At 41.2% G+C, this 18510-nt stretch carries 22 protein-coding genes; 8 read left to right on the forward strand and 14 right to left on the reverse strand.

Annotated elements, in window-relative coordinates:
- Positions 1–107: 107 nt before the first annotated feature.
- Positions 108–1511 carry an asparagine--tRNA ligase gene (gene asnS, locus CU053_RS01335; protein ID WP_100550618.1) on the forward strand — a complete coding sequence of 468 codons (1404 nt, stop codon included), beginning with the start codon at positions 108–110 and terminating at the stop codon, positions 1509–1511.
- 28 nt (positions 1512–1539) lie between these two features.
- Here asnS and CU053_RS01340 read toward each other — a convergent pair whose 3' ends face one another.
- Positions 1540–2223, reverse strand: coding sequence for a thiamine diphosphokinase (locus CU053_RS01340; RefSeq protein WP_100550617.1), 684 nt, complete (start codon positions 2221–2223; stop codon positions 1540–1542).
- A gap of 41 nt (positions 2224–2264) precedes the next feature.
- Between CU053_RS01340 and CU053_RS01345 the strand changes: the two genes are divergently transcribed.
- The 3 genes from CU053_RS01345 (at position 2265) to CU053_RS01355 (ending at position 5235) form a co-directional block, all read left to right on the forward strand.
- Positions 2265–3146, forward strand: a complete 882-nt coding sequence (locus tag CU053_RS01345; protein ID WP_100550616.1) for a tyrosine recombinase — start codon at positions 2265–2267, stop codon at positions 3144–3146.
- A gap of 1 nt (position 3147) precedes the next feature.
- Complete coding sequence (locus tag CU053_RS01350) at positions 3148–3894, forward strand: class I SAM-dependent methyltransferase (protein WP_158106913.1); 747 nt, start codon at positions 3148–3150, stop codon at positions 3892–3894.
- 96 nt (positions 3895–3990) lie between these two features.
- Complete coding sequence (locus tag CU053_RS01355; protein ID WP_100550614.1) at positions 3991–5235, forward strand: dicarboxylate/amino acid:cation symporter; 1245 nt, start codon at positions 3991–3993, stop codon at positions 5233–5235.
- Positions 5236–5279: 44 nt separating this feature from the next.
- Here the strand turns inward: CU053_RS01355 and CU053_RS01360 are convergent, their stop codons facing one another.
- From CU053_RS01360 to rpsA, 3 genes are all read right to left on the reverse strand, one after another.
- Positions 5280–6563, reverse strand: coding sequence for an MATE family efflux transporter (locus CU053_RS01360; protein ID WP_233263304.1), 1284 nt, complete (start codon positions 6561–6563; stop codon positions 5280–5282).
- On the reverse strand, positions 6564–6884 hold the full coding sequence (locus tag CU053_RS01365) for a TusE/DsrC/DsvC family sulfur relay protein (RefSeq protein WP_100550613.1): 321 nt from the start codon (positions 6882–6884) through the stop codon (positions 6564–6566). It abuts the gene before it with no gap.
- A 312-nt stretch (positions 6885–7196) separates the two neighbouring features.
- Complete coding sequence (gene rpsA / locus CU053_RS01370) at positions 7197–8858, reverse strand: 30S ribosomal protein S1 (RefSeq protein ID WP_100550612.1); 1662 nt, start codon at positions 8856–8858, stop codon at positions 7197–7199.
- 582 nt (positions 8859–9440) lie between these two features.
- Between rpsA and CU053_RS01375 the strand changes: the two genes are divergently transcribed.
- Positions 9441–9767, forward strand: a complete 327-nt coding sequence (locus tag CU053_RS01375; protein ID WP_100550611.1) for a helix-turn-helix domain-containing protein — start codon at positions 9441–9443, stop codon at positions 9765–9767.
- A 28-nt stretch (positions 9768–9795) separates the two neighbouring features.
- Here CU053_RS01375 and CU053_RS01380 read toward each other — a convergent pair whose 3' ends face one another.
- From CU053_RS01380 to minC, 10 genes are all read right to left on the reverse strand, one after another.
- Positions 9796–10230 carry an MAPEG family protein gene (locus tag CU053_RS01380; protein ID WP_100550610.1) on the reverse strand — a complete coding sequence of 145 codons (435 nt, stop codon included), beginning with the start codon at positions 10228–10230 and terminating at the stop codon, positions 9796–9798.
- Positions 10231–10320: 90 nt separating this feature from the next.
- Positions 10321–10581: a BolA family protein gene (locus tag CU053_RS01385; protein ID WP_100550609.1), complete on the reverse strand. Its 261-nt coding sequence runs from the start codon at positions 10579–10581 to the stop codon at positions 10321–10323.
- 15 nt (positions 10582–10596) lie between these two features.
- On the reverse strand, positions 10597–10917 hold the full coding sequence (locus CU053_RS01390) for an STAS domain-containing protein (RefSeq protein ID WP_158106914.1): 321 nt from the start codon (positions 10915–10917) through the stop codon (positions 10597–10599).
- Positions 10889–11644: an MlaC/ttg2D family ABC transporter substrate-binding protein gene (locus tag CU053_RS01395; RefSeq protein ID WP_100550607.1), complete on the reverse strand. Its 756-nt coding sequence runs from the start codon at positions 11642–11644 to the stop codon at positions 10889–10891. Before CU053_RS01395 ends, CU053_RS01390 begins: the two co-directional genes overlap by 29 nt.
- On the reverse strand, positions 11641–12138 hold the full coding sequence (gene mlaD / locus CU053_RS01400) for an outer membrane lipid asymmetry maintenance protein MlaD (protein WP_100550606.1): 498 nt from the start codon (positions 12136–12138) through the stop codon (positions 11641–11643). Before mlaD ends, CU053_RS01395 begins: the two co-directional genes overlap by 4 nt.
- Before the next feature lie 7 nt (positions 12139–12145).
- Complete coding sequence (mlaE, locus tag CU053_RS01405) at positions 12146–12916, reverse strand: lipid asymmetry maintenance ABC transporter permease subunit MlaE (protein WP_100550605.1); 771 nt, start codon at positions 12914–12916, stop codon at positions 12146–12148.
- 10 nt (positions 12917–12926) lie between these two features.
- Positions 12927–13712, reverse strand: coding sequence for an ABC transporter ATP-binding protein (locus CU053_RS01410; RefSeq protein ID WP_199244173.1), 786 nt, complete (start codon positions 13710–13712; stop codon positions 12927–12929).
- Between the two features lie 11 nt (positions 13713–13723).
- Entirely contained in the window at positions 13724–14023 is a 300-nt protein-coding gene (gene minE, locus CU053_RS01415; RefSeq protein ID WP_100550603.1) for a cell division topological specificity factor MinE, read from the reverse strand.
- Position 14024: 1 nt separating this feature from the next.
- Positions 14025–14879: a septum site-determining protein MinD gene (minD, locus tag CU053_RS01420; RefSeq protein WP_407643786.1), complete on the reverse strand. Its 855-nt coding sequence runs from the start codon at positions 14877–14879 to the stop codon at positions 14025–14027.
- Positions 14880–14937: 58 nt separating this feature from the next.
- Positions 14938–15621, reverse strand: coding sequence for a septum site-determining protein MinC (minC, locus tag CU053_RS01425; RefSeq protein ID WP_100550602.1), 684 nt, complete (start codon positions 15619–15621; stop codon positions 14938–14940).
- 130 nt (positions 15622–15751) lie between these two features.
- Between minC and CU053_RS01430 the strand changes: the two genes are divergently transcribed.
- The 3 genes from CU053_RS01430 (at position 15752) to fmt (ending at position 18232) form a co-directional block, all read left to right on the forward strand.
- Positions 15752–16753 carry a FecCD family ABC transporter permease gene (locus tag CU053_RS01430; RefSeq protein WP_100550601.1) on the forward strand — a complete coding sequence of 334 codons (1002 nt, stop codon included), beginning with the start codon at positions 15752–15754 and terminating at the stop codon, positions 16751–16753.
- Between the two features lie 81 nt (positions 16754–16834).
- Positions 16835–17251, forward strand: coding sequence for a Francisella virulence factor A (fvfA, locus tag CU053_RS01435; protein WP_100550600.1), 417 nt, complete (start codon positions 16835–16837; stop codon positions 17249–17251).
- A 15-nt stretch (positions 17252–17266) separates the two neighbouring features.
- A complete protein-coding gene (gene fmt / locus CU053_RS01440) occupies positions 17267–18232 on the forward strand; it encodes a methionyl-tRNA formyltransferase (RefSeq protein WP_100550599.1) in 966 nt (321 codons plus the stop codon).
- Positions 18233–18510: the final 278 nt, after the last annotated feature.

Here is an 18510-nt window from a genome sequence, read left to right on the forward strand (position 1 = left end):
TGCCATCTTAATTCTACCGCTTATCCTGAAATCTCGTTATAATCGCCTGCGAGAATGAGATGACTATGTCGAACTCACGTTAAATAAAAGAGCAGGTAATAATCACCATGGTACAAACGCATACCGCAAAAACACTTTTTACGACACCCATGCTTATCGGGCAAAAGGTTACGGTCAGGGGTTGGCTTAGGAGTCGTCGTGACTCCAAGGCTGGCATTTCTTTTTTAGCTATTCACGATGGCTCTTGCTTTGACCCCATTCAGGCAATTGCTGAAAGCAGTTTAGCCAACTATCAATCAGAAATTTTAGGTCTGACCAAAGATTGCGCCATTGAAGTTACAGGGACATTGGTGGCGTCTCAAGGCAAAGGTCAAAACGTTGAAATTCAAGCGGACAACGTTATTGTTCATGGCTGGATCGATAATCCTGAAACATATCCTGTATCCCCAAAACGCCATACGATGGAATACCTTCGAGAACATGCACATTTGCGCGTTCGCACCAATCTGATTGGTGCTGTTTCACGCATGCGTCACACCTTGGCTCATGCCATTCATAATTTCTTTCATGCTGAAGGTTTCTTCTGGGTGAACACGCCTATTTTAACCTCTAATGATTGTGAGGGTGCGGGCGAGCTTTTTCGCGTATCTACACTTGATCAATTAAACCTGCCTAAAGATGACAAGGGAGAAATTGATTATACTCAGGATTTTTTTGGTCGCGAAACTTTTCTTACGGTTTCAGGGCAACTCAATGTTGAAACTTACTGCATGGCTTTATCAAAAGTTTACACTTTTGGTCCAACCTTTCGTGCTGAAAACTCCAACACGTCACGCCATTTGGCTGAGTTTTGGATGGTGGAACCTGAGTTTGCTTTTGCCAGCTTAAGCGACGATGCTGACTTAGCTGAGAAGCTTTTGAAGTCTGTCATTAAAACAGTAATGAGTGAACGCCAGGATGATCTGCAATTCTTTGATCAGTTTATGGAAAAAGGGCTGTTAGACAAACTTGACTCTGTTGTTAATAATAATTTTATCCGCGTTGAGTACACCGATGCAATTGAGATTTTAAAAACCTGTGGCAAAAAATTTGAATACTCCGTTGAATGGGGCTTGGATCTGCAATCTGAGCATGAGCGCTATTTATGTGAAGAGCACTTTAAGTCCCCCGTTGTATTGATGAATTACCCTAAAGATATTAAGGCATTTTATATGCGCTTGAATGGTGATGGAAAAACCGTTGCTGCAATGGATGTTCTGGTGCCAGGCATCGGTGAAATTATCGGTGGCAGCCAGCGCGAGGAGCGCCTTGAAATACTGGATCAGCGTATCGCTGAAACCGGGGTCGATGCTGAAGGCTTATACTGGTATCGCGATCTACGTCGCTATGGTACCGTACCCCATTGCGGCTTTGGTCTTGGTTTTGAGCGCCTGTTGGGCTATATCACTGGCGTGCCAAACATTCGCGATGTCATCCCGTTTCCGCGTACGCCAGGAAATGCGAAGTTTTAACGCCACTATTCAGCAAAACCTTAATCAGTCACTCATCAAATCGATGATATTTTCCATGAGAGACAAATACCAGGCCATTACCCTTTTCATATTCAATAGAGACACATTGGGCAATGGCGTGATTACGCGTCCCAACCTGTTCAGCGAAACGTAATGTATATTGATTTAAATCAAATGCACATCCTTTGAGGGTCAAAGAGGTCAGCTCAAAAAGGGGAACAATTGAAATCATCTTTCCTTTAACATTTTTTAATTGCAGTTTTCTTGGCAAAATTTGCGACATACCATGGCGATCAATGATCGTAAAATCAAACTGCTGCTGGTAAGCGAACAACGTGGATAAATTGCCAAGATAGTGGTCCATTTCCCTGCCGCCAAAACCAAATAAAAACAGCGTTGTATAACCTTCTTTCGCCAGAAAGACTAATGACTTTTCAAAATCTGTCGAGTTTTGATCTTCATCTTGCTGATATGGCACTTCTCTAAGCTCCGCACTTTTAATTGAATCTCCGTCACCAATCACAAGCCTGATCTGCTTCATAAGAAACTTGGAGTGTTTTAGCTGATTAAACGCCCCATCAGCGCAATAGATGGGCAGATCAGATAAATGCTGTCGGATATAATGCTCACAAAAATCAAGATCTATCTCACCATTGATAAACAAAATTGCTTTTTCCACCATATGAAAACTCGCTTTTTTTAGTACGCGCATGAGTATATACTCACGGCAAGCACAAAAAAATAATAAATCTGATGGATCATCAATTTGGACTGTTTATAAACTACCTGAAATTTGAGCGTAATTACGCTGAACTTACAATTAGTGCATATGAACGCGATCTATCTCAATTTTGTGACTTTCTCGCCAAACATAAGAAAACACTAATGCAAAGCAGTAACAAAGACATCAAGTTGTGGCTAAAAACGCTGCACAGTCACGGTCTTTCAGCCAGGTCTATCCAACGTAAACTAAGCACGCTTAAATCGTGCTTTTGTTACTTTGTCAACAATGGTGCAGTAGATAGCAATCCTTCTCATGGCATTAAAGCGCCTAAGGCTGCAAAAAAGCTACCCAAAACCCTAGATGTCGATCAAATGCAAAGCCTCTTAGACTATCAAACAGACGACAGTTTAGAGATTTGCGATCTGGCAATGCTCGAATTGATTTATAGCAGTGGTCTACGCCTGAATGAGCTTGCAAAATTAAGATTTGCCCAGATGGATATTTCACAAAAAATATTGCGCGTAGTGGGCAAAGGTAACAAGGAGCGTATTGTCCCCATCGGCAGCAAAGCAATTCTGGCGTTAAACAAATGGCTGAATGTCCGTAGTTTACTCAATTGCGATCATGATTATATTTTTACGACCCTTAAAGGCGCACCAATACACGTGCGCAGTATTCAAAAACGCTTCGAGAAATTTGCGCAGATTCATGCACCGAAACACATTCATCCGCACATGTTAAGACACGCTTTTGCCAGTCATTTACTGGAGTCATCCAGGGATCTTGTTGCCGTGCAAACCCTACTCGGACATAGCGATATTTCGACCACACAAATCTATACACATCTTGACTTCCAGCAGTTAGCTCAAGTTTATGATCAGACCCATCCACGTGCTAGAAGAAAAAAATAGAATGTATACCATACACTTTGTTAAGGAAGCTCATCAGCCAATTACTTTAGAACCGCCGCAAGATAGTCATATCCAAGTGTGCAGTAATATCCCTGACAATGGCTTTTATCTTTGTTATGTTGATAACCAGCTTACCTTGAAGCATACACATTCCCGCTTATCACTTGCCGTTGACTTCAATAGCGCTGATATTCAAAATCGGATTAAAGCAAATACTGCCAGGCTTGACCTAATCAAAGCTATCGAAGGAAAAAGCAAGCAGCCACTGTATGTTTTAGATATGACAGCAGGTTTAGGACAGGATAGCTTTTGTATTGCCGCTCGTGGGCACAGAGTTACTGCTATTGAAAGCAATCCATATGTTTTTTTGTTACTGCTGGATGGTTTAAAGCGCGCAGTTGCAGAACCAAAACTAGCCCCGATTGCCAATCAAATACAGGTGAATTTTGCCAACTCAGGTGCCGCCAACGACAACCTGCTATCCGCAGGTTATGATGTCATTTACCTTGATCCCATGTTTCCTGAACGCGCTAAAAGCGCTAAAGTCAAAAAGAATATGCAGCTTTTACACGAACTTGTTGGGATAGATGATCATAATAATCAAAGCCTGTGGGAAAGGGCAAAAGCATTGCAGCCTAAGAAAATCGTCGTTAAACGCCCACGATTGGGTATATTTCTTAGTATTGAAAAGCCAGGTAGTCAAGTCATAGGAAAAAGCAGTCGATTTGATATTTATGCTTTGCCCTGAGTTTTCTCTTCTTGAATGTCAGGTCTTTTGCTCTATAGTAGTTTTGTGCGTCTGTGAAAATGGGCAAGTATTCAAGAACATGACAGGAGTGTAACCATGACAAGCAAAAAGCTTACTCGTAACATTTTAATGGGGATGGCGCTTGGCGTTATTGTGGGTTTAATTTTTCATCCTTTTGCCAATGTTGGCTGGATTGATTCCTATATCAGTGATGGCATTTTACACCTTGCTGGCACGGTGTTTGTGACTTTGATGAAGATGCTTGTGGTGCCATTGGTATTGGTATCCATTATCTGCGGGGCCAGCAATGTAGCCGATCCCAAAAGCCTTGGGCGTATTGGCGGCAAAACGATTGCTATTTATATTCTGACCACAGCTATTGCAATTGCTTTGGCGATTGTGATTTCCTTATTATTTCAAATCGGCAAAGGTGCCAATATTTCCACCGAAAACTTAAACTTCAACGCAGCACCCGCACAAAGCTTTATGCAAACCATTTTAAGCTTATTTACGGCTAATCCAGTAGATTCACTGGCAAAAGGGCATATGTTGCAAATCATCGTATTTGCACTTCTATTTGGTCTTGCGATCAATTTTGCCAAAGACTCGGGTGCGCGAATTAAACATTGGTTTGATGATTTAAATGAAGTGATCATGTCACTGGTGAGTATTGTCATGGCCCTAACACCATATGGGGTTTTTGCCTTAATTGCCAGGCTTGTGATCACCACTGATCTGGATAAATTTATCTATGTTTTGGGTTATTTTGCTACGGTATTGATCGTGCTGTTTCTTCATCTGTTTGTCACCAATGGCATTTTAGTTGGGGTGTTTGCTAAATTAAACCCCATCACATTTTTCAAGAAAATGTTGCCTGTGCAACTGTTTGCCTTTTCCACCGCAAGTAGCAATGCTACTTTACCGTTGACACTTGAGACGGCTGAAAAAAGTATCGGGATTGACAACAAGATTGCAGGATTTACCATTCCATTGGGTGCCACGATTAACATGGATGGCACGGCAATTATGCAAGGGGTTGCAACGGTATTCATTGCACATGTGTACAATATTGATCTAAGTCTAAGCGCCTATCTTACCGTAATCCTAACCGCCACACTAAGCTCAATTGGCACGGCAGGGGTTCCAGGTATTGGTTTGATTACACTCACTCTGGTATTAACCCAGGTTGGTTTACCTGTTGAGGGGATAGCGCTTATTATCGGAATTGACCGCATTCTGGATATGGTAAGAACGGCAGTCAATGTCACGGGGGATGTATCCGTCACCGCAGTGGTTGCCAATAATGAGAAACAGATAAATCGGCAGATCTATAACGCCTAATCGGCAGAGTCCAACTATGGAAAAATGGAAAAGAGCAAGTTCAATTATTGCTTTTGCATGAAAGTAAAAATCGTTGGATTAATGCCAATCTTTTTAATCACCATATGGGTTAAAACAATGTTCCAGAAAATCATTGCAACAGCGGAAGCAATGGCGACGCCATAAGCATTTAAGTTTGGAATCAGAATAACGCCGAGAACAATATTAATTATGAGTGCAATATAAAAAACCCGACAAGTGGTTTTCTCAAATCCTGCCATGTTAAGGATGGTAAAAACACTACCACACAGAACATTGACGGCTTGCCCGATCATCAGTATACAAAAAAGTGAATAAGCTTGCGTATAGGTCTGACCATACAGCAGGGTGATCCAATAACCAGCAGCAATAAGGGCAATCATGCCTAATGCGGATAAAGCACAGATAATTCGCGTATAGCCGGTAATTTTGTGCTGGAAGGCGCCCCTGTCAAGTACTTTATAATCATTAGCGACTTGTGCCATGATGTTGGAGCTGACCGCATTAAGCACAAACACAATAAGTGCACTCAGTTGCAAGGCAACCGCATAATAGGCGATATTTTCGTTGCTGGAAAATATTTTAAGTAAAACGATATCAATTTGACTTAAGAGGAGATTTCCCCACTTTAACAGCATGAAGGCGGTATTACTGCCTTCTGGTTTGTTGCTGTTAAATCCATATTTAACACTGATCTTTAACCACAGAATCAGCATATATATGGCAATTGCACTAAACATTGAGGCGACTAATAATGGGGTGGTTGAAATCTGTATCAATAGAAAAACCCCAATGATGCTCAACATAATCAGCCGCATAATAAATTGAATTAAATTGGCATAAATTACTTTTTTATTGGCAATATAAAATGACTGCAATAGATTTGCGATAAAAAATGGTAAGGCAAATAAAAATGCAAAGACCTCAATAAAACTTGCGTTTGGATCGAATAAATAAATATAGCCAAAGCAAAGTACAGCGGCAAAGCTCAGCAATAATATGCCGCGACGCCAAAACCAGTTATGCAGATGAAATACTTCAATCATGCGCGAGCGTCCACTTTTTTCAGACCAGCCCCAGCTGCGCGCCAAAATGCCATCGGCACCGAGAGTGGCAATCACAGCAGAAATGGTGGCAATCGTCACGCCAAACATGTATTGACCATATTCGGTAACAGATAGGTAGTGAGCAAGTAAAATTGCTGAAGCAAATGCCGTCATTTGCCCTAAGCCCTGGATAAACATCGTTGCCAGGGACTTTACTAAAATCTCGTTTTTAGCCAATGCCTTAAGTTGCGCTAATTTACCCATTTAAATACACCTTTTTGGTTTCGGTAACCCTGCAATTTTCGCAGCCTGAACGGCTGGTGATATGGGAAAGAGGCTTTGCAGATACAGGCTGTTGCCTATGTCGCTGCCATGTTGCTCCTTGAGTGATTTTACCAGTAGTCGAATGGCAGGGGAGCTTTGATGCACTTCATAGTATTTGCGTAAAAAATAGATAATCTGCCAATGCGCTTGGGTTAATTCGATGTGCTCCTGTCTGGCAAAAAATAGCGCAATTTCAGGTGACCATTGTCGATAGTCTTTGAGAAAACCATGGGTATCGATAAGTGTTTCTATGTTTTCCATGGGTAAGCGGTTTTATATAATCATATAATCGGGCTATGGTAGAGAATTTAAGAGGGATAGTGAAGCTAAAATTTAGGCGGTGACCATCTTTCCACCCACTTTGTGAAAAAGCACCATCAGAACCTTTGATTTCATCAAGGTTTTTGATGGTAGCTTGCTTGTTTTGGGCGGATACTTTGTCTAAGCCGAGCGAGCAATGGAGACTTGTACAGCATGGCAATCAGGTATATTCCCACGCGGGAGCGTGGGAACGAGCAACCTGGCATTCCTTTGCTATTCCAACCCAAATGAATCCTTGCGGAGTACACAAGTTTATTTATTGAGCTTTTCTTTGATCAAGTCACCAATAGTTGTTGGCGCCATTTGTTCGGCTTTGTAGCTGGATTTAGCTGCTTTCTCAGTGTCCTCATCCAAGCCTTTGATTGAAAGGTTGATACTGCGGCGTTTTGTGTCAATATTGCTGATGCGGGCATGAATTTCTTGACCCACTTTAAGCTCATGACGCGCGTCCTCAACGTGTTCACGTGAAATATCAGCAACACGAATAAACCCTTCAACTTCTGGAGCTAACTCAACCGTTGCCCCATTTTGTTGTACAGAGGTAACGACACCAGTCACTTTAGCGCCTTTGTCATTTGTGGCAGTATATTGGGTGAAAGGGTCGCCAGAAAGCTGTTTGATGCCTAGTGCAATCCGTTCACGTTCGATATCAACCGATAACATAACCGCTTCTATGTCTTCACCTTTTTTCAGTTGTTTAACAATGTCTTCAGGCTTGTTCCATGAAACATCAGAGATGTGAACAAGACCATCAATATGACCATCTAAACCAATGAAAATACCGAAATCAGTGATAGAACGAATCTTGCCTTTTACTTTGTCGCCTGGCTTATGAGTATTTGCAAATGCTTGCCATGGGTTGATGATACATTGCTTCATGCCAAGAGAAATGCGATGGCGTGAGGGCTCAACTTCAAGCACCATAACTTCAACTTCTTGACCAAGTGAAACTAACTTATGAGGGTTGGCGTTTTTGTTTGTCCAGTCCATCTCAGACGTGTGGACCAGACCTTCAATACCTTCTTTAAGTTTAACAAAGCAGCCGTAGTCAGTAATATTAGTGATTTTACCCATCAGTTTGGTGCCAACAGTAAGTTCTGCAGCAACACTTGCCCATGGATCTTCGCCAAGTTGTTTGATACCAAGAGAGATACGTCCCTTCTCATTATCAAACTTAATGATTTTAACGTCGATTTCATCACCCAGTGCCAACATATCACTTGGATGCTTAATGCGGCTCCAAGACATATCTGTGATGTGTAACAAACCGTCAATACCGCCAAGGTCAACAAACGCACCAAAGTCAGTGATATTTTTAATGACACCTTTAACGACCGAACCTTCACTTAATTTTTCAAATAGTGCTTCGCGATCTTCTTGTGACTCAGCTTCGATGACTGCGCGCCGAGAAACAACGATATTGTTGCGTTTAGTATCAAGCTTGACAATTTTGAGCTCAATGTCTTTATCTTCCAGGTGAGAGACGTCACGCAATGGGCGAACGTCTATCAAAGATCCTGGTAAGAAAGCACGTAAGCCTTCAACTTCAACAGTGTAACCACCGCGAACGTGGTTAGTGATGCGACCAAGCACGGTATCTTGATCATTGCACGCTTTTTCAAGTGCATCCCAGACTTCGATGCGTTTTGCCTTCTCGCGAGATAGACGTGTTTCGCCGTAGCTGTTATCAAGTGCATCAAGCACAACATCTACTTGATCGCCTACTTGAACTTCAATCTCCCCTCGATTATTTTTAAATTGATCAAGTGAAACAATGGATTCTGATTTTAAACCTGCATCAACCCAGGCAAATTCGCGATCAATCGCAACGACAGTCGCCTTGATGATTTTGCCAACGCGCATTTCTGTTTCTTTCAGTGAAGCTTCAAACAGGTCTTTAAAATTTTCAATCATGGTTTATTTCCAATATATCTTAAGCCAGTGGTTAGTTATACATCGAGTTTGATACATTCACTGGTAAACTGCATAAACTCAGCCTAGAAGGTGGCGAAATTCTATAGGATTATGAGGGGGTTTTCAATTGCTTGTTTTTGTTTTGTGCAAAAAAATGGTTAAAACTTTAATTTATGTTTGCTTTGGATGAAAGTGAGTTAAAGTAATCATAAAGTCGTGCATCCGTCAAAGCATTATGGCAAATGTATTGCGATGCGGCACAAAAAGGTGAAACAAGCATGAATGACTTTAGGCAAAAGTTAATAGCTCATGATTACATTGCGCAACGAGTATTTGATGCTTATTTTGAAAATGAAAATGAACCAGAAAGCAGGGGTTTACGGGGCTGCTTGTTTATTAAGCAAAAGTAAAGGGATAATCTATTGTTTAGCCTGAATTGCTTGACGAATGCCTCGGCTTTGGTTATCAATAGGCGAAAGTGTAAATTACAAAGTATCGGATCCTGGTCATAAAGCTGACTAAGGTTTAGATTAGGAAGGTAGAGATGGACATAATGTTTAAATGGAGTAAGGAGTGTTAAAAATGGCAAATCAATATTCTCAAAGCTTTGAAATTATCTTATCGAAAAAGTATGGTCGTTCGGCAGAAGAAGTATTAAGAAGCTACTCTAGCGAGGGATTAAGCTACGAAGATGTTGCTGGTAAATTTGGTTTTAAAACGACGACCGTGCGCAAGTGGTGTCGTAAGTACAATATAGAGCTGCTGGGTCCGACAGAAATTAATGCAGAAAAGGCTTATGAGACGCTGTATCAGTCGAGCTTAAATGCAGTATCCTTTAATACCTATAATGTTTTATATCGTCCATGGTCGATCCATCATCAATATTTTAAGGTTAAGTGTGAAAATTAAAATTTCTTTTTCTTTTTATCAAAGGGTGCTAATGAAGTTTTAGCAGTTCAAACAGCAACATTAAAATCATCGTAAATAAACACGCAGTTGATACTAAAAAAGAGCAAAGGCGCAGACTCAGATTGTTCGTGCTTAAGTGGATGATTGAGTTGATAATCCGAAAGCTTACAAACAGCCAGCCAAGCACTAAAAAATAATGTATTTTCATCAGTGCGGGGGTTAGCAGGATAATGATAAAGCAGATATAAAATAAGACAGGCATTTGAAACAGGTTGTCCAGGTGCCTTGAGGTGATTTCAAGCCAGGGGTGCTCCTTTTTGTAGAAGTCCATTGAACGTAGATCATCAAGCGAGATTTTATCTTTTCGTATGGCCTGTATCCGACTGAATAAAGTAATAAAAACGCTGATGATGGTGAGGATCATCATTACAATAACTGGGATTGACCATGTGATTGTCGACATCTTTAAGTTGCTCCTGTTTTTTTAGTAAACCAGATTCTATGGCTTTGACGCAATATGCCATCATGGGTAAAGATGTTGTTAAAGCCGATTTTATTGCTTACTAACACTCAACTGAGCCCACTGTTCTGGGGTGTGGGTTTTCATCGCAATCGCATGAAGCTCGCCAGAAGCAATATAGTCATTGATGACCGCATAAACTATTTGTTGCTGTTTGACTTTGCTTAAGATCCCATTGAATAAATCACTAATGATAATCGCATCAAAGTGGATATTATCATCACTTGCAATCATTGCGATGGTGTTGCTGCCAAGTTTATTTTCAATGATCGTTTTGAGCTCAGTCGTATTCATATTACATTTCTCGTGTTAGTTGATTTCAGTAGCTAAAAAATCAGAAAATATATCCCCCAAACCGTGAATTATAAGGAGCTGATGAGCGTTTTCTGAGTTTAATTGCACAAGCTGCAGTTTGATATTATGCAGTTTGCAATGATGAATGGTATTCAGCAGAAGTGAAATTCCAGCGCTATCAATTTGCTCAAGGTTCGAAAGATCAATAGACAACCACTCTATCGGCGCATTTTCTTTTAGCGCAGTCTTTAGCTGCGCGTCAACACGCATCACTGTGGCAAATGTTAAATCACCACTTAAACGCCAGTTATTGGGATTTTTTACTGATAAGCTCATGGTTTTTCTTTTCGATGGCAAGGTTGATGTCTTTAAGGGTTTTGTAGTCTTGAAATTGTGCTTTGAAATTATCCAATATGCTAACCCCAGCAACCGATAAATCATAAATTTTCCATTGTGGGTTGGTGTTAAGCGATGATTTTCTAACGCTAGTTTTAAGCATTTTTATGCTCATATCAGAGGCTGAGTTATTTTGCAGATTGGTAATCTTTCCGGTGACAACCACAAGTCGTTGTTCTTTCCAGGAGTCATTACTAAAGGGGAAAATTTGAATAGCATAGTTTCCTGCTTGGGCAATATTTTCAATATAGGAATAAGCAAGCATTTGTGTGATTTCAGTGATAAACTTTTGCTGCTCAGCCTCAGTTGCCGTTTGCCACCGAGTTTTACCAACTAAAAGCTGGGCAATAATATCACTGGCCAAAAGTGGCATAACTCTCGTATCAATCAGCTGAACGAGAGTCCGTGGATCCTTCTTTAACTGATCTTTGTTTTGAATAAGTGTTTTTTGTGTATCAACGATGGAATTTTGTAATAATTGTACTGGATCAGACAAATCGATCTGCTTGTCGGTATTGCTCTGTATTGACTTGATTTCTGAGGGCTTGGCTGCTTGAGATTGGGAATGATCGCTTGTTGAAATAGACTCACTGGCAAAGCTTAATTGAACCACGCTGATTAAAAAAATGCCATTTAAAAGACCGAATACCTTTTCTTTTGACATCATTTCTTATCTCCAGATCCAGAAACAAAGGTGTTAATCAGTGAATTAAGGTTAATCGCTGAAGAGGTATTCGACAACTCAATTGTGCTGCCATTGTGTAAATATTTACTGTCATATAAGTCAGGAAGATCAATATTAGAAGGGTGCAGGGCGATAAAACTATCCCCTAAAATACCACTGGTATCAATTGCAGCACCATAGCTGCTAGGAATCTTGTCATATTTTTTGTCAATATTAATAAGCGCATTCGCAATAAAACCATTATAGCTTTGGTTTAGTGAGATCGATTCGACCTTTCCAATTTCAACCCCAGCAATGCGAACTGCCGCACCTGGACGCAGGCTGCCAATATTTTGAAACTGTGCATTAACCTGATAGCTATTATTGCTAAGCCCAGAGAGCGATAATCCGCTGACTTTCAGTGCCATAAAAATAAGTGCAATAATACCCGCTAGGACAAACATGCCCACGAGTAGCTCATAAGATTTTTTGTACATGGTTTATTTAGACTCCTTTGAACATTAACGCGGTCATGAGAAAATCCAGACCTAAAATTACTAAAGAGGAATAGACCACCGTTTTGGTGGTCGCCTCTGCGATACCAGCAGAGTTGGCGTGACAGCTATAGCCTTGATAAAGTGAGATGACAGCAATCGCAATACCAAAGACCAGACTTTTGAGTACCCCGTTGAGTACATCATCATAAAACAACACGGAAGCCTGCATATTTCCCCAAAATGTGCCACCAAAAAGCCCCAGGAGCTTCACTCCAATGAGATAACCTCCCCAAATAGAGATAGTGCAGAAAATTAAATTAAGAATAGGGACGCTTAAAACGCACGCCCAAAAGCGAGGTGCCAGGATAAAGCGCACGGGATCTACGCCCATCATATTTAAGCTGGCAAGTTGCTCAGTTGCTTTCATAAGACCGACTTCAGAGGTCAAGGCACTTCCTGCGCGTCCTGCAAACAACAAGGCAGTGACCACAGGACCTAGCTCGCGAATAATACTTAATGCAACCATGGGACCAAGTGCCGATTCGGCACTGAATTTGGCTAAGGTGTAAAAACCCTGAAGGGATAATACAAAGCCAATAAATAGACCTGAAACAAGGATAATCAAGACGGAATTAATGCCAACATGATAGGTTTGATCAATGATTCCCCGAGTGCTGCTTCGACCAAAAATAATCTCCAGTGCCAGCAAGATGGATTGCCCCAGATTAGTTAGGGCATTTAAAGTGAACCGACCAAGCAGTTGTAGCGGATTGAGCATACGTTTTTCCTTATTTCAACGAAGTGACAAAATCAGGCGCGGGATAATCAAAGGCAACAGGACCATTAACAGAGCCAGATAAAAACTGTGCTACAAATGGATCCTGGCTGTTTTTGATCTCTTTGGGAGACCCTTCAATTATCGCTTGTTGATTGGCAATGATAATCACATGATCAGCAATGCCCATCACTTCGGCAATATCGTGGGAGACAATGACAGAAGTCATATGGAGTGCGTCATTGAGTTTTTTGATTAAAGTCAAAATGACTTTTAAGGAAATAGGATCCTGACCAGTGAAAGGCTCGTCATAAAGCATAAGTTCAGGGTCAAGTGCCATCGCGCGCGCAAGAGCTACACGTCTTGCCATGCCTCCTGATAATTCGCTTGGCATCATTTGAGTTGTCCCGCGTAAGCCAACTGCTTGTAACTTCATCAGCACCAGGTTATGAATGAGAGGCTCACTGAGTTTACTATTCTGCCTTAGTGGGAAGGCAACATTGTCAAAAACAGATAGCTGGGTGAAAAGCGCACCTGATTGGAATAAAACGCCCATCTTTTTGCGTAATGCCAAGAGCGCTTTTTTATTTAACGCGGTAAGATCTTGATTGAGCACTTTAATCTGACCGCTATTGGCTTTGATTAATTTGCCAATAAGGTGTAAAAGCGTTGTTTTCCCCGTGCCAGAAGGTCCAAGTATTGCCGTTATTTTACCCTTGGGAATTGTACAGTTTAAATTGCTATAAATGCATTTTGAGCCGCGGTAAAACGAGACATTTTTAAAGTTGGCAGCAGAAATTTGTTCAGACATCAGGCATTCATCTGTTTGGTTAAATGTTTATTTTCTTCGGGAATGGTGACATTAAGTTCAAGCACGGAGCAATCACCATGATCGTCAAGCTCAATTTTAATGTCCTCAGGTGCTATGTGAACATATTTCTTTAATACTGCCACAATTTCCCCCTGTAGTTTCTTGATGAACTCAGATTTTGGGTTATCATGATTGAGTTCACTACGCTGATGGGCAACAATGATTTGTAAGCGCTCTCTAGCAATATGTGCACTATTTTTCTCTGGTCGTTTTGCTTTGAAGTAATCAAACAATCCCATGTTATTTCCCTCCAAATAAGCGTTTTAGAAAGCTTGGTTTTTCTGCGCTGATAAAGCGAAGTGGTCTGTCGTGACCTAAAAAGCGATCAATGGCATCGATATAAGCCTGACTGGCCTCAGTGTCCTGATAAGCAGTAACGGGTGTGCCAGAGTTTGATGCTTGAAGGACAGTCTTTGATTCTGGGATAACACCTAAAAGTGGAATTGACAATACATCTTTGACATCATCTAAAGACAGCATTTCTCCCTGGCTTACGCGATGTGGATCATAGCGTGTGATCAGGAGTTTTGCCTCCACAGACTCACCTTTTTCTTTGGCTTTTTTGGTCTTACTTGCCAGCACGCCAATAATACGATCAGAATCTCTTACCGAGGAGACTTCGGGGTTGGTGACAACAATGGCTTTATCAGCATGGTGCATCGCCATTAAGGCTCCTTTTTCAATCCCTGCTGGGGAGTCACAGATAATGTAATCAAATTTTTGCTGCAACTCTGCCATGATTTCCTCTAGACCTGATTCAGTTAGTGCGTCTTTGTCACGGGTTTGTGAGGCAGGAAGAATATAGAGATTTTCTGAACGTTTGTCTTTAATCAGCGTCTGGTTAATGTTGGATTCTTTATTGATCAAACTGATAAGATCATAAACAACGCGGCGTTCACAGCCCATGACAAGATCAAGATTTCTAAGACCGACATCAAAGTCGATGACAACTGTCTTGAAACCTTTCATGGCTAAAGCTAATGAAATTGCGGCGCTTGTGGTAGTTTTCCCGACTCCTCCTTTACCAGAGGTAATGACCACGGTCGTTGCACGTGGTTTTGGATTTGAGTTAGTTTGTTTAGAATCTTTACTCACGGTGTTTAGTCCTTGATTCAATGGTTATTGTTCTAAGTGGAGCGTGTTTTAAGCTTGATCAGATTAAGCCGATCATGATTGTACCGTCTTTTAGCTGAATTTGATAGCCGTTATTGTCATTTCCAAGCGCCTGTACTGGTTCTTCAAATATCTTATATTGGCCTGCAATTGATACAAGATCTGCTTCGAGTTTATGACAAAAAATTCGAGCATTGGTGTCACCATCAAGACCCGCAATTGCGCGTCCTCTTAAGGTGCCATAGACATGGATGTTACCACTGGCTAAAAGTTCAGCGCCAGAGCTTACAGAAGATAGCACAATAAGATCTCCCTGTTGTGAAATAACCTGCTGTCCTGAGCGCACACGGGTCTCGATAATCTTATGCTGTGAGGTCGAAACCTTATTGGCTGGAGTCACAGGAGCAGGCATATTTTTACCTTCTTTGAAAATAGGAAAACCTTTTGTTTGAAGTATTTCAGCTAAGTTGTTATCGAGTAGTCGGAAGCCAACAGGAAGCAAGGTATGTTTTTTTAACACGGCTGTTAGGTTCTCTATAAACTCGAGTGTCAGTTCAGTTGCTAACGCATTAAGCTCAACCACCATCGGTGTATTATTAAAAAATTGTGGTGCCTGTTTGATTTTGGTCGTGATTTGTTTTTCAATGTCATCAAGATCCTTACTTAGGATTTGCAATACGCTTAGCGTAAATAGACTTCCCTTGATTTGAAACGCTGCAGGCATCTTGTTTCCCTTGTTAATTTAAATACAATCGGTATTATTGAAAACGTATCGAGTTTATAACGAATATCCTTAGAATTGGCAAGGTTAATTGGTGTCTTTGTGTGATAAATCTACGAATTAAGGTGAGGGTGTGTTGCGTGATAAAACAAAAAAAATAGTTGGTCTTAATATTGGATTACTTTTAGGATTAGTCATTCTGCTCATGGGTATCGCCTGGTTTTCTTATGCAAAAGTATCGAATTTGACAATTGAGCTCGCAAGCCAAATATTTTGGCAGTATCAGCTTGTTATCTGGTGCGCAGCTATTTTGGTCGGTGGAGGGCTCGGTGTCAGCGGTGCTGTTTTACAGCTGGTACTACGCAACCCGCTTGCTGATGCCAGTATTCTTGGCATCTCGTCAGGCAGCCAGTTTGTTGGATTAGCTCTTTTATTTGTTTTACCTGGTTATTTTAAGAGCGTATTTGAGTATTCCTATCTGTTGTTCTTTACGGCTTGTGTTGTTGGTGCATTGATGGTATTAATCCTGTTTTTATTGGTTATTGCCATTCAGGATAGGCTTGCCAATATTGCTGTAGTTATTTTGCTCGGCGTTGGAGTGTCGGCAGGGTTTAGTGCGTTGACGGCTCTGGTAATGAGTTTTAGCGACGCGCAAACACTACAGCAAATGACATTATGGCAGTTTGGTGGTTTTGTTAATGTCAGCTGGTTGCAAGTGTTGATACTTGGCATGGTTACTCTTGTGTTTTGTACCTTTACCTTTCATCAGCATCAAGCTTTTGATCTATTGAGTCTTGGAGAGACAGAAGCCGCGATGATGGGGCTTGATGTGAAGCAGTTACTGATTTTATTGGTTGTTTTTTTGGCATTCCTGGTCGCTGCTATTGTTTCCATTGCAGGACCCGTTGCTTTCTTAGGGCTTGTTGCGCCCCATGTGGCAAGAATGTGTATTGGCACTAACAAAATGAAATACCTGTTGATTACCAGTTTCCTGTGGGGCGCGATATTGATGCTCATCAGTCAGTTTTTATCACAAAACATCCTTTATCCGATGGTTATTCCTGTCGGTATTATTACGGCATTAATTGGAGCCCCATTTTTGATCTTTTTAGTCATTAGAACGCTTGGTCGTTAAATAGGGCAATAAACAGCATGGATTGTCATAAGATGACTGTGCTATGATAGCCATTAATTTAAATTTAGACCGTTAATTTACATGAGTCGTTTACAACAAAATATTATTTATGCAGGGATTTTAATTGCCGTTATTGGCTTTTTTTGGGCAATTGTCCCCAAAACAAACTATGAGGCACATGCTGTTTATTTGCCGCAAACCGAAGAAGTTTACAGTCCAGTAAAGCCTGAAGAAGTTCAGTTTTATGCCTCAGAAGATATGAATCTGCGCAAAGCTGTGCCTGTCAATAATTTCAGTGAATCTCCGATTGGCATTATTCGTAGTGATACACATTACACTACAAAGGAAGAAATTCAGGTAGCTTGTGAGCAAAATGTGCAAAAAGCAAAAGCCTTAGCGGCTCAATATGGTGCGACAAAAGTCATGGGTAATTGTGTGGCTTCGGGTAATACAGGACCGTTAGATGGTGCCAATCTTTATGCTTACGCCTATCGTTAATCAGTATTTATCCGCATGCAAAATAAAGCAAAATCATTACGCATCGTATTTGCAGGAACCCCTGATATTTCAGCTGAAGTTTTGAAAGCACTCATTGACCAGAATTATAATATCGTTGGTGTGTTTACCCAGCCAGATCGCGCCAAGGGGCGCGGTAAAAAGCTGGAAAGTTCCCCAGTTAAATTGTGTGCATTGGCGCATGAGATTCCTGTTTTTCAGCCTGCATCCTTTAAAAAAGAGCCAGAGGCAGTTGCGGCATTAGTGAATTTAAAAGCCGATATTATGGTTGTTCTTGCCTATGGTCTGTTATTGCCCAAAGCTGTTTTAAACGCACCAAAACATGGCTGCATCAATATCCATGTGTCACTCTTACCAAAATGGCGAGGAGCAGCCCCCATTCAACGTGCAATCGAGGCAGGGGATGATAAAACTGGGGTCACGATCATGCAAATGGATGAGGGTTTAGACACGGGTGATATTCTGCATGTCGCAGAAACGCCAATTCTAGAAACAGACACGAGTCTGAGCTTACATCATCGCCTGGCAGAATTATCTATTCCAGCTGTGTGCACAGTGCTTCAAAAAGTTGCTGAGAGTAAGCTTATCCCTACACCACAGCCAAAAGGTGAGACCTATGCGCATAAGCTGAGTAAAGAAGAGGGTTTGATTGATTTTAACAACACTTGCCGTTTGATTGACTGCAAAGTACGCGCACTTACCCCTTGGCCAAGTGCATACATAAGGCTTAACAATGAAATGGTAAAAATCGCAGATATTAGCATCCTTGCTAACACCGTCAACGCTAGGTCTGGTGAAGTTTTAGCTGTGGATAAAGAAGGGATAAAAGTTCAAGCCGTAGATGGGGTAATCAATATTGCCGCGCTCCAGTTTTCAGGGAAAAAAATGCTGTCAGTGGAGAATATTTTAAATGGCAGGGATTTAAGTTATCTGAAAGGTAGTGTTATAGTAGAAATAACATAAAGTTTGGAAGTGTAATCATCAAAAATAAGGCTTGTGGCGCTCAAAGCTAAAGAAGCGAAACTATTTGCTTCTTTCGGGCGCTTTTCGCCCCCTCTTGAAAAGAGAGGAATCTGGCAACAACTGGTCGGAAAATTCCCCTCTTTCCAAGAGGGGTGCCTCGCAAGCCTGACTCTCTAGAGTGACCAGGCTTGCGAGGCGGGGTGTTCAGAAGTGCAAAAGTACGTAATTGCAGTCAGCTAACAGTTGATCCTAATAACTTAAAATAAACACAGGAGTAA

The sequence above is a fragment of the Caedibacter taeniospiralis genome (assembly GCF_002803295.2).
GTDB classification, from domain to species: domain Bacteria; phylum Pseudomonadota; class Gammaproteobacteria; order Francisellales; family Francisellaceae; genus Caedibacter; species Caedibacter taeniospiralis.

Excerpts from the sequence above, each read along its gene's own strand:
- CU053_RS01385 (WP_100550609.1), bottom strand. The coding sequence starts at position 10,581 with ATGAATACGACTGAGCTCAAAACGATCATTGAAAATAAACTTGGCAGC.
- CU053_RS01380 (WP_100550610.1), bottom strand. The coding sequence starts at position 10,230 with ATGTCGACAATCACATGGTCAATCCCAGTTATTGTAATGATGATCCTC.
- mlaD (WP_100550606.1), bottom strand. The coding sequence starts at position 12,138 with ATGTACAAAAAATCTTATGAGCTACTCGTGGGCATGTTTGTCCTAGCG.
- asnS (WP_100550618.1), top strand. The coding sequence starts at position 108 with ATGGTACAAACGCATACCGCAAAAACACTTTTTACGACACCCATGCTT.
- minE (WP_100550603.1), bottom strand. The coding sequence starts at position 14,023 with ATGGGATTGTTTGATTACTTCAAAGCAAAACGACCAGAGAAAAATAGT.
- fvfA (WP_100550600.1), top strand. The coding sequence starts at position 16,835 with ATGAGTCGTTTACAACAAAATATTATTTATGCAGGGATTTTAATTGCC.
- mlaE (WP_100550605.1), bottom strand. The coding sequence starts at position 12,916 with ATGCTCAATCCGCTACAACTGCTTGGTCGGTTCACTTTAAATGCCCTA.
- CU053_RS01350 (WP_158106913.1), top strand. The coding sequence starts at position 3,148 with ATGTATACCATACACTTTGTTAAGGAAGCTCATCAGCCAATTACTTTA.
- CU053_RS01355 (WP_100550614.1), top strand. The coding sequence starts at position 3,991 with ATGACAAGCAAAAAGCTTACTCGTAACATTTTAATGGGGATGGCGCTT.
- CU053_RS01395 (WP_100550607.1), bottom strand. The coding sequence starts at position 11,644 with ATGATGTCAAAAGAAAAGGTATTCGGTCTTTTAAATGGCATTTTTTTA.
- rpsA (WP_100550612.1), bottom strand. The coding sequence starts at position 8,858 with ATGATTGAAAATTTTAAAGACCTGTTTGAAGCTTCACTGAAAGAAACA.
- CU053_RS01360 (WP_233263304.1), bottom strand. The coding sequence starts at position 6,563 with ATGGGTAAATTAGCGCAACTTAAGGCATTGGCTAAAAACGAGATTTTA.
- CU053_RS01340 (WP_100550617.1), bottom strand. The coding sequence starts at position 2,223 with ATGCGCGTACTAAAAAAAGCGAGTTTTCATATGGTGGAAAAAGCAATT.
- CU053_RS01365 (WP_100550613.1), bottom strand. The coding sequence starts at position 6,884 with ATGGAAAACATAGAAACACTTATCGATACCCATGGTTTTCTCAAAGAC.
- minC (WP_100550602.1), bottom strand. The coding sequence starts at position 15,621 with ATGCCTGCAGCGTTTCAAATCAAGGGAAGTCTATTTACGCTAAGCGTA.
- fmt (WP_100550599.1), top strand. The coding sequence starts at position 17,267 with ATGCAAAATAAAGCAAAATCATTACGCATCGTATTTGCAGGAACCCCT.
- CU053_RS01390 (WP_158106914.1), bottom strand. The coding sequence starts at position 10,917 with ATGAGCTTATCAGTAAAAAATCCCAATAACTGGCGTTTAAGTGGTGAT.
- CU053_RS01375 (WP_100550611.1), top strand. The coding sequence starts at position 9,441 with ATGGCAAATCAATATTCTCAAAGCTTTGAAATTATCTTATCGAAAAAG.
- CU053_RS01345 (WP_100550616.1), top strand. The coding sequence starts at position 2,265 with ATGGATCATCAATTTGGACTGTTTATAAACTACCTGAAATTTGAGCGT.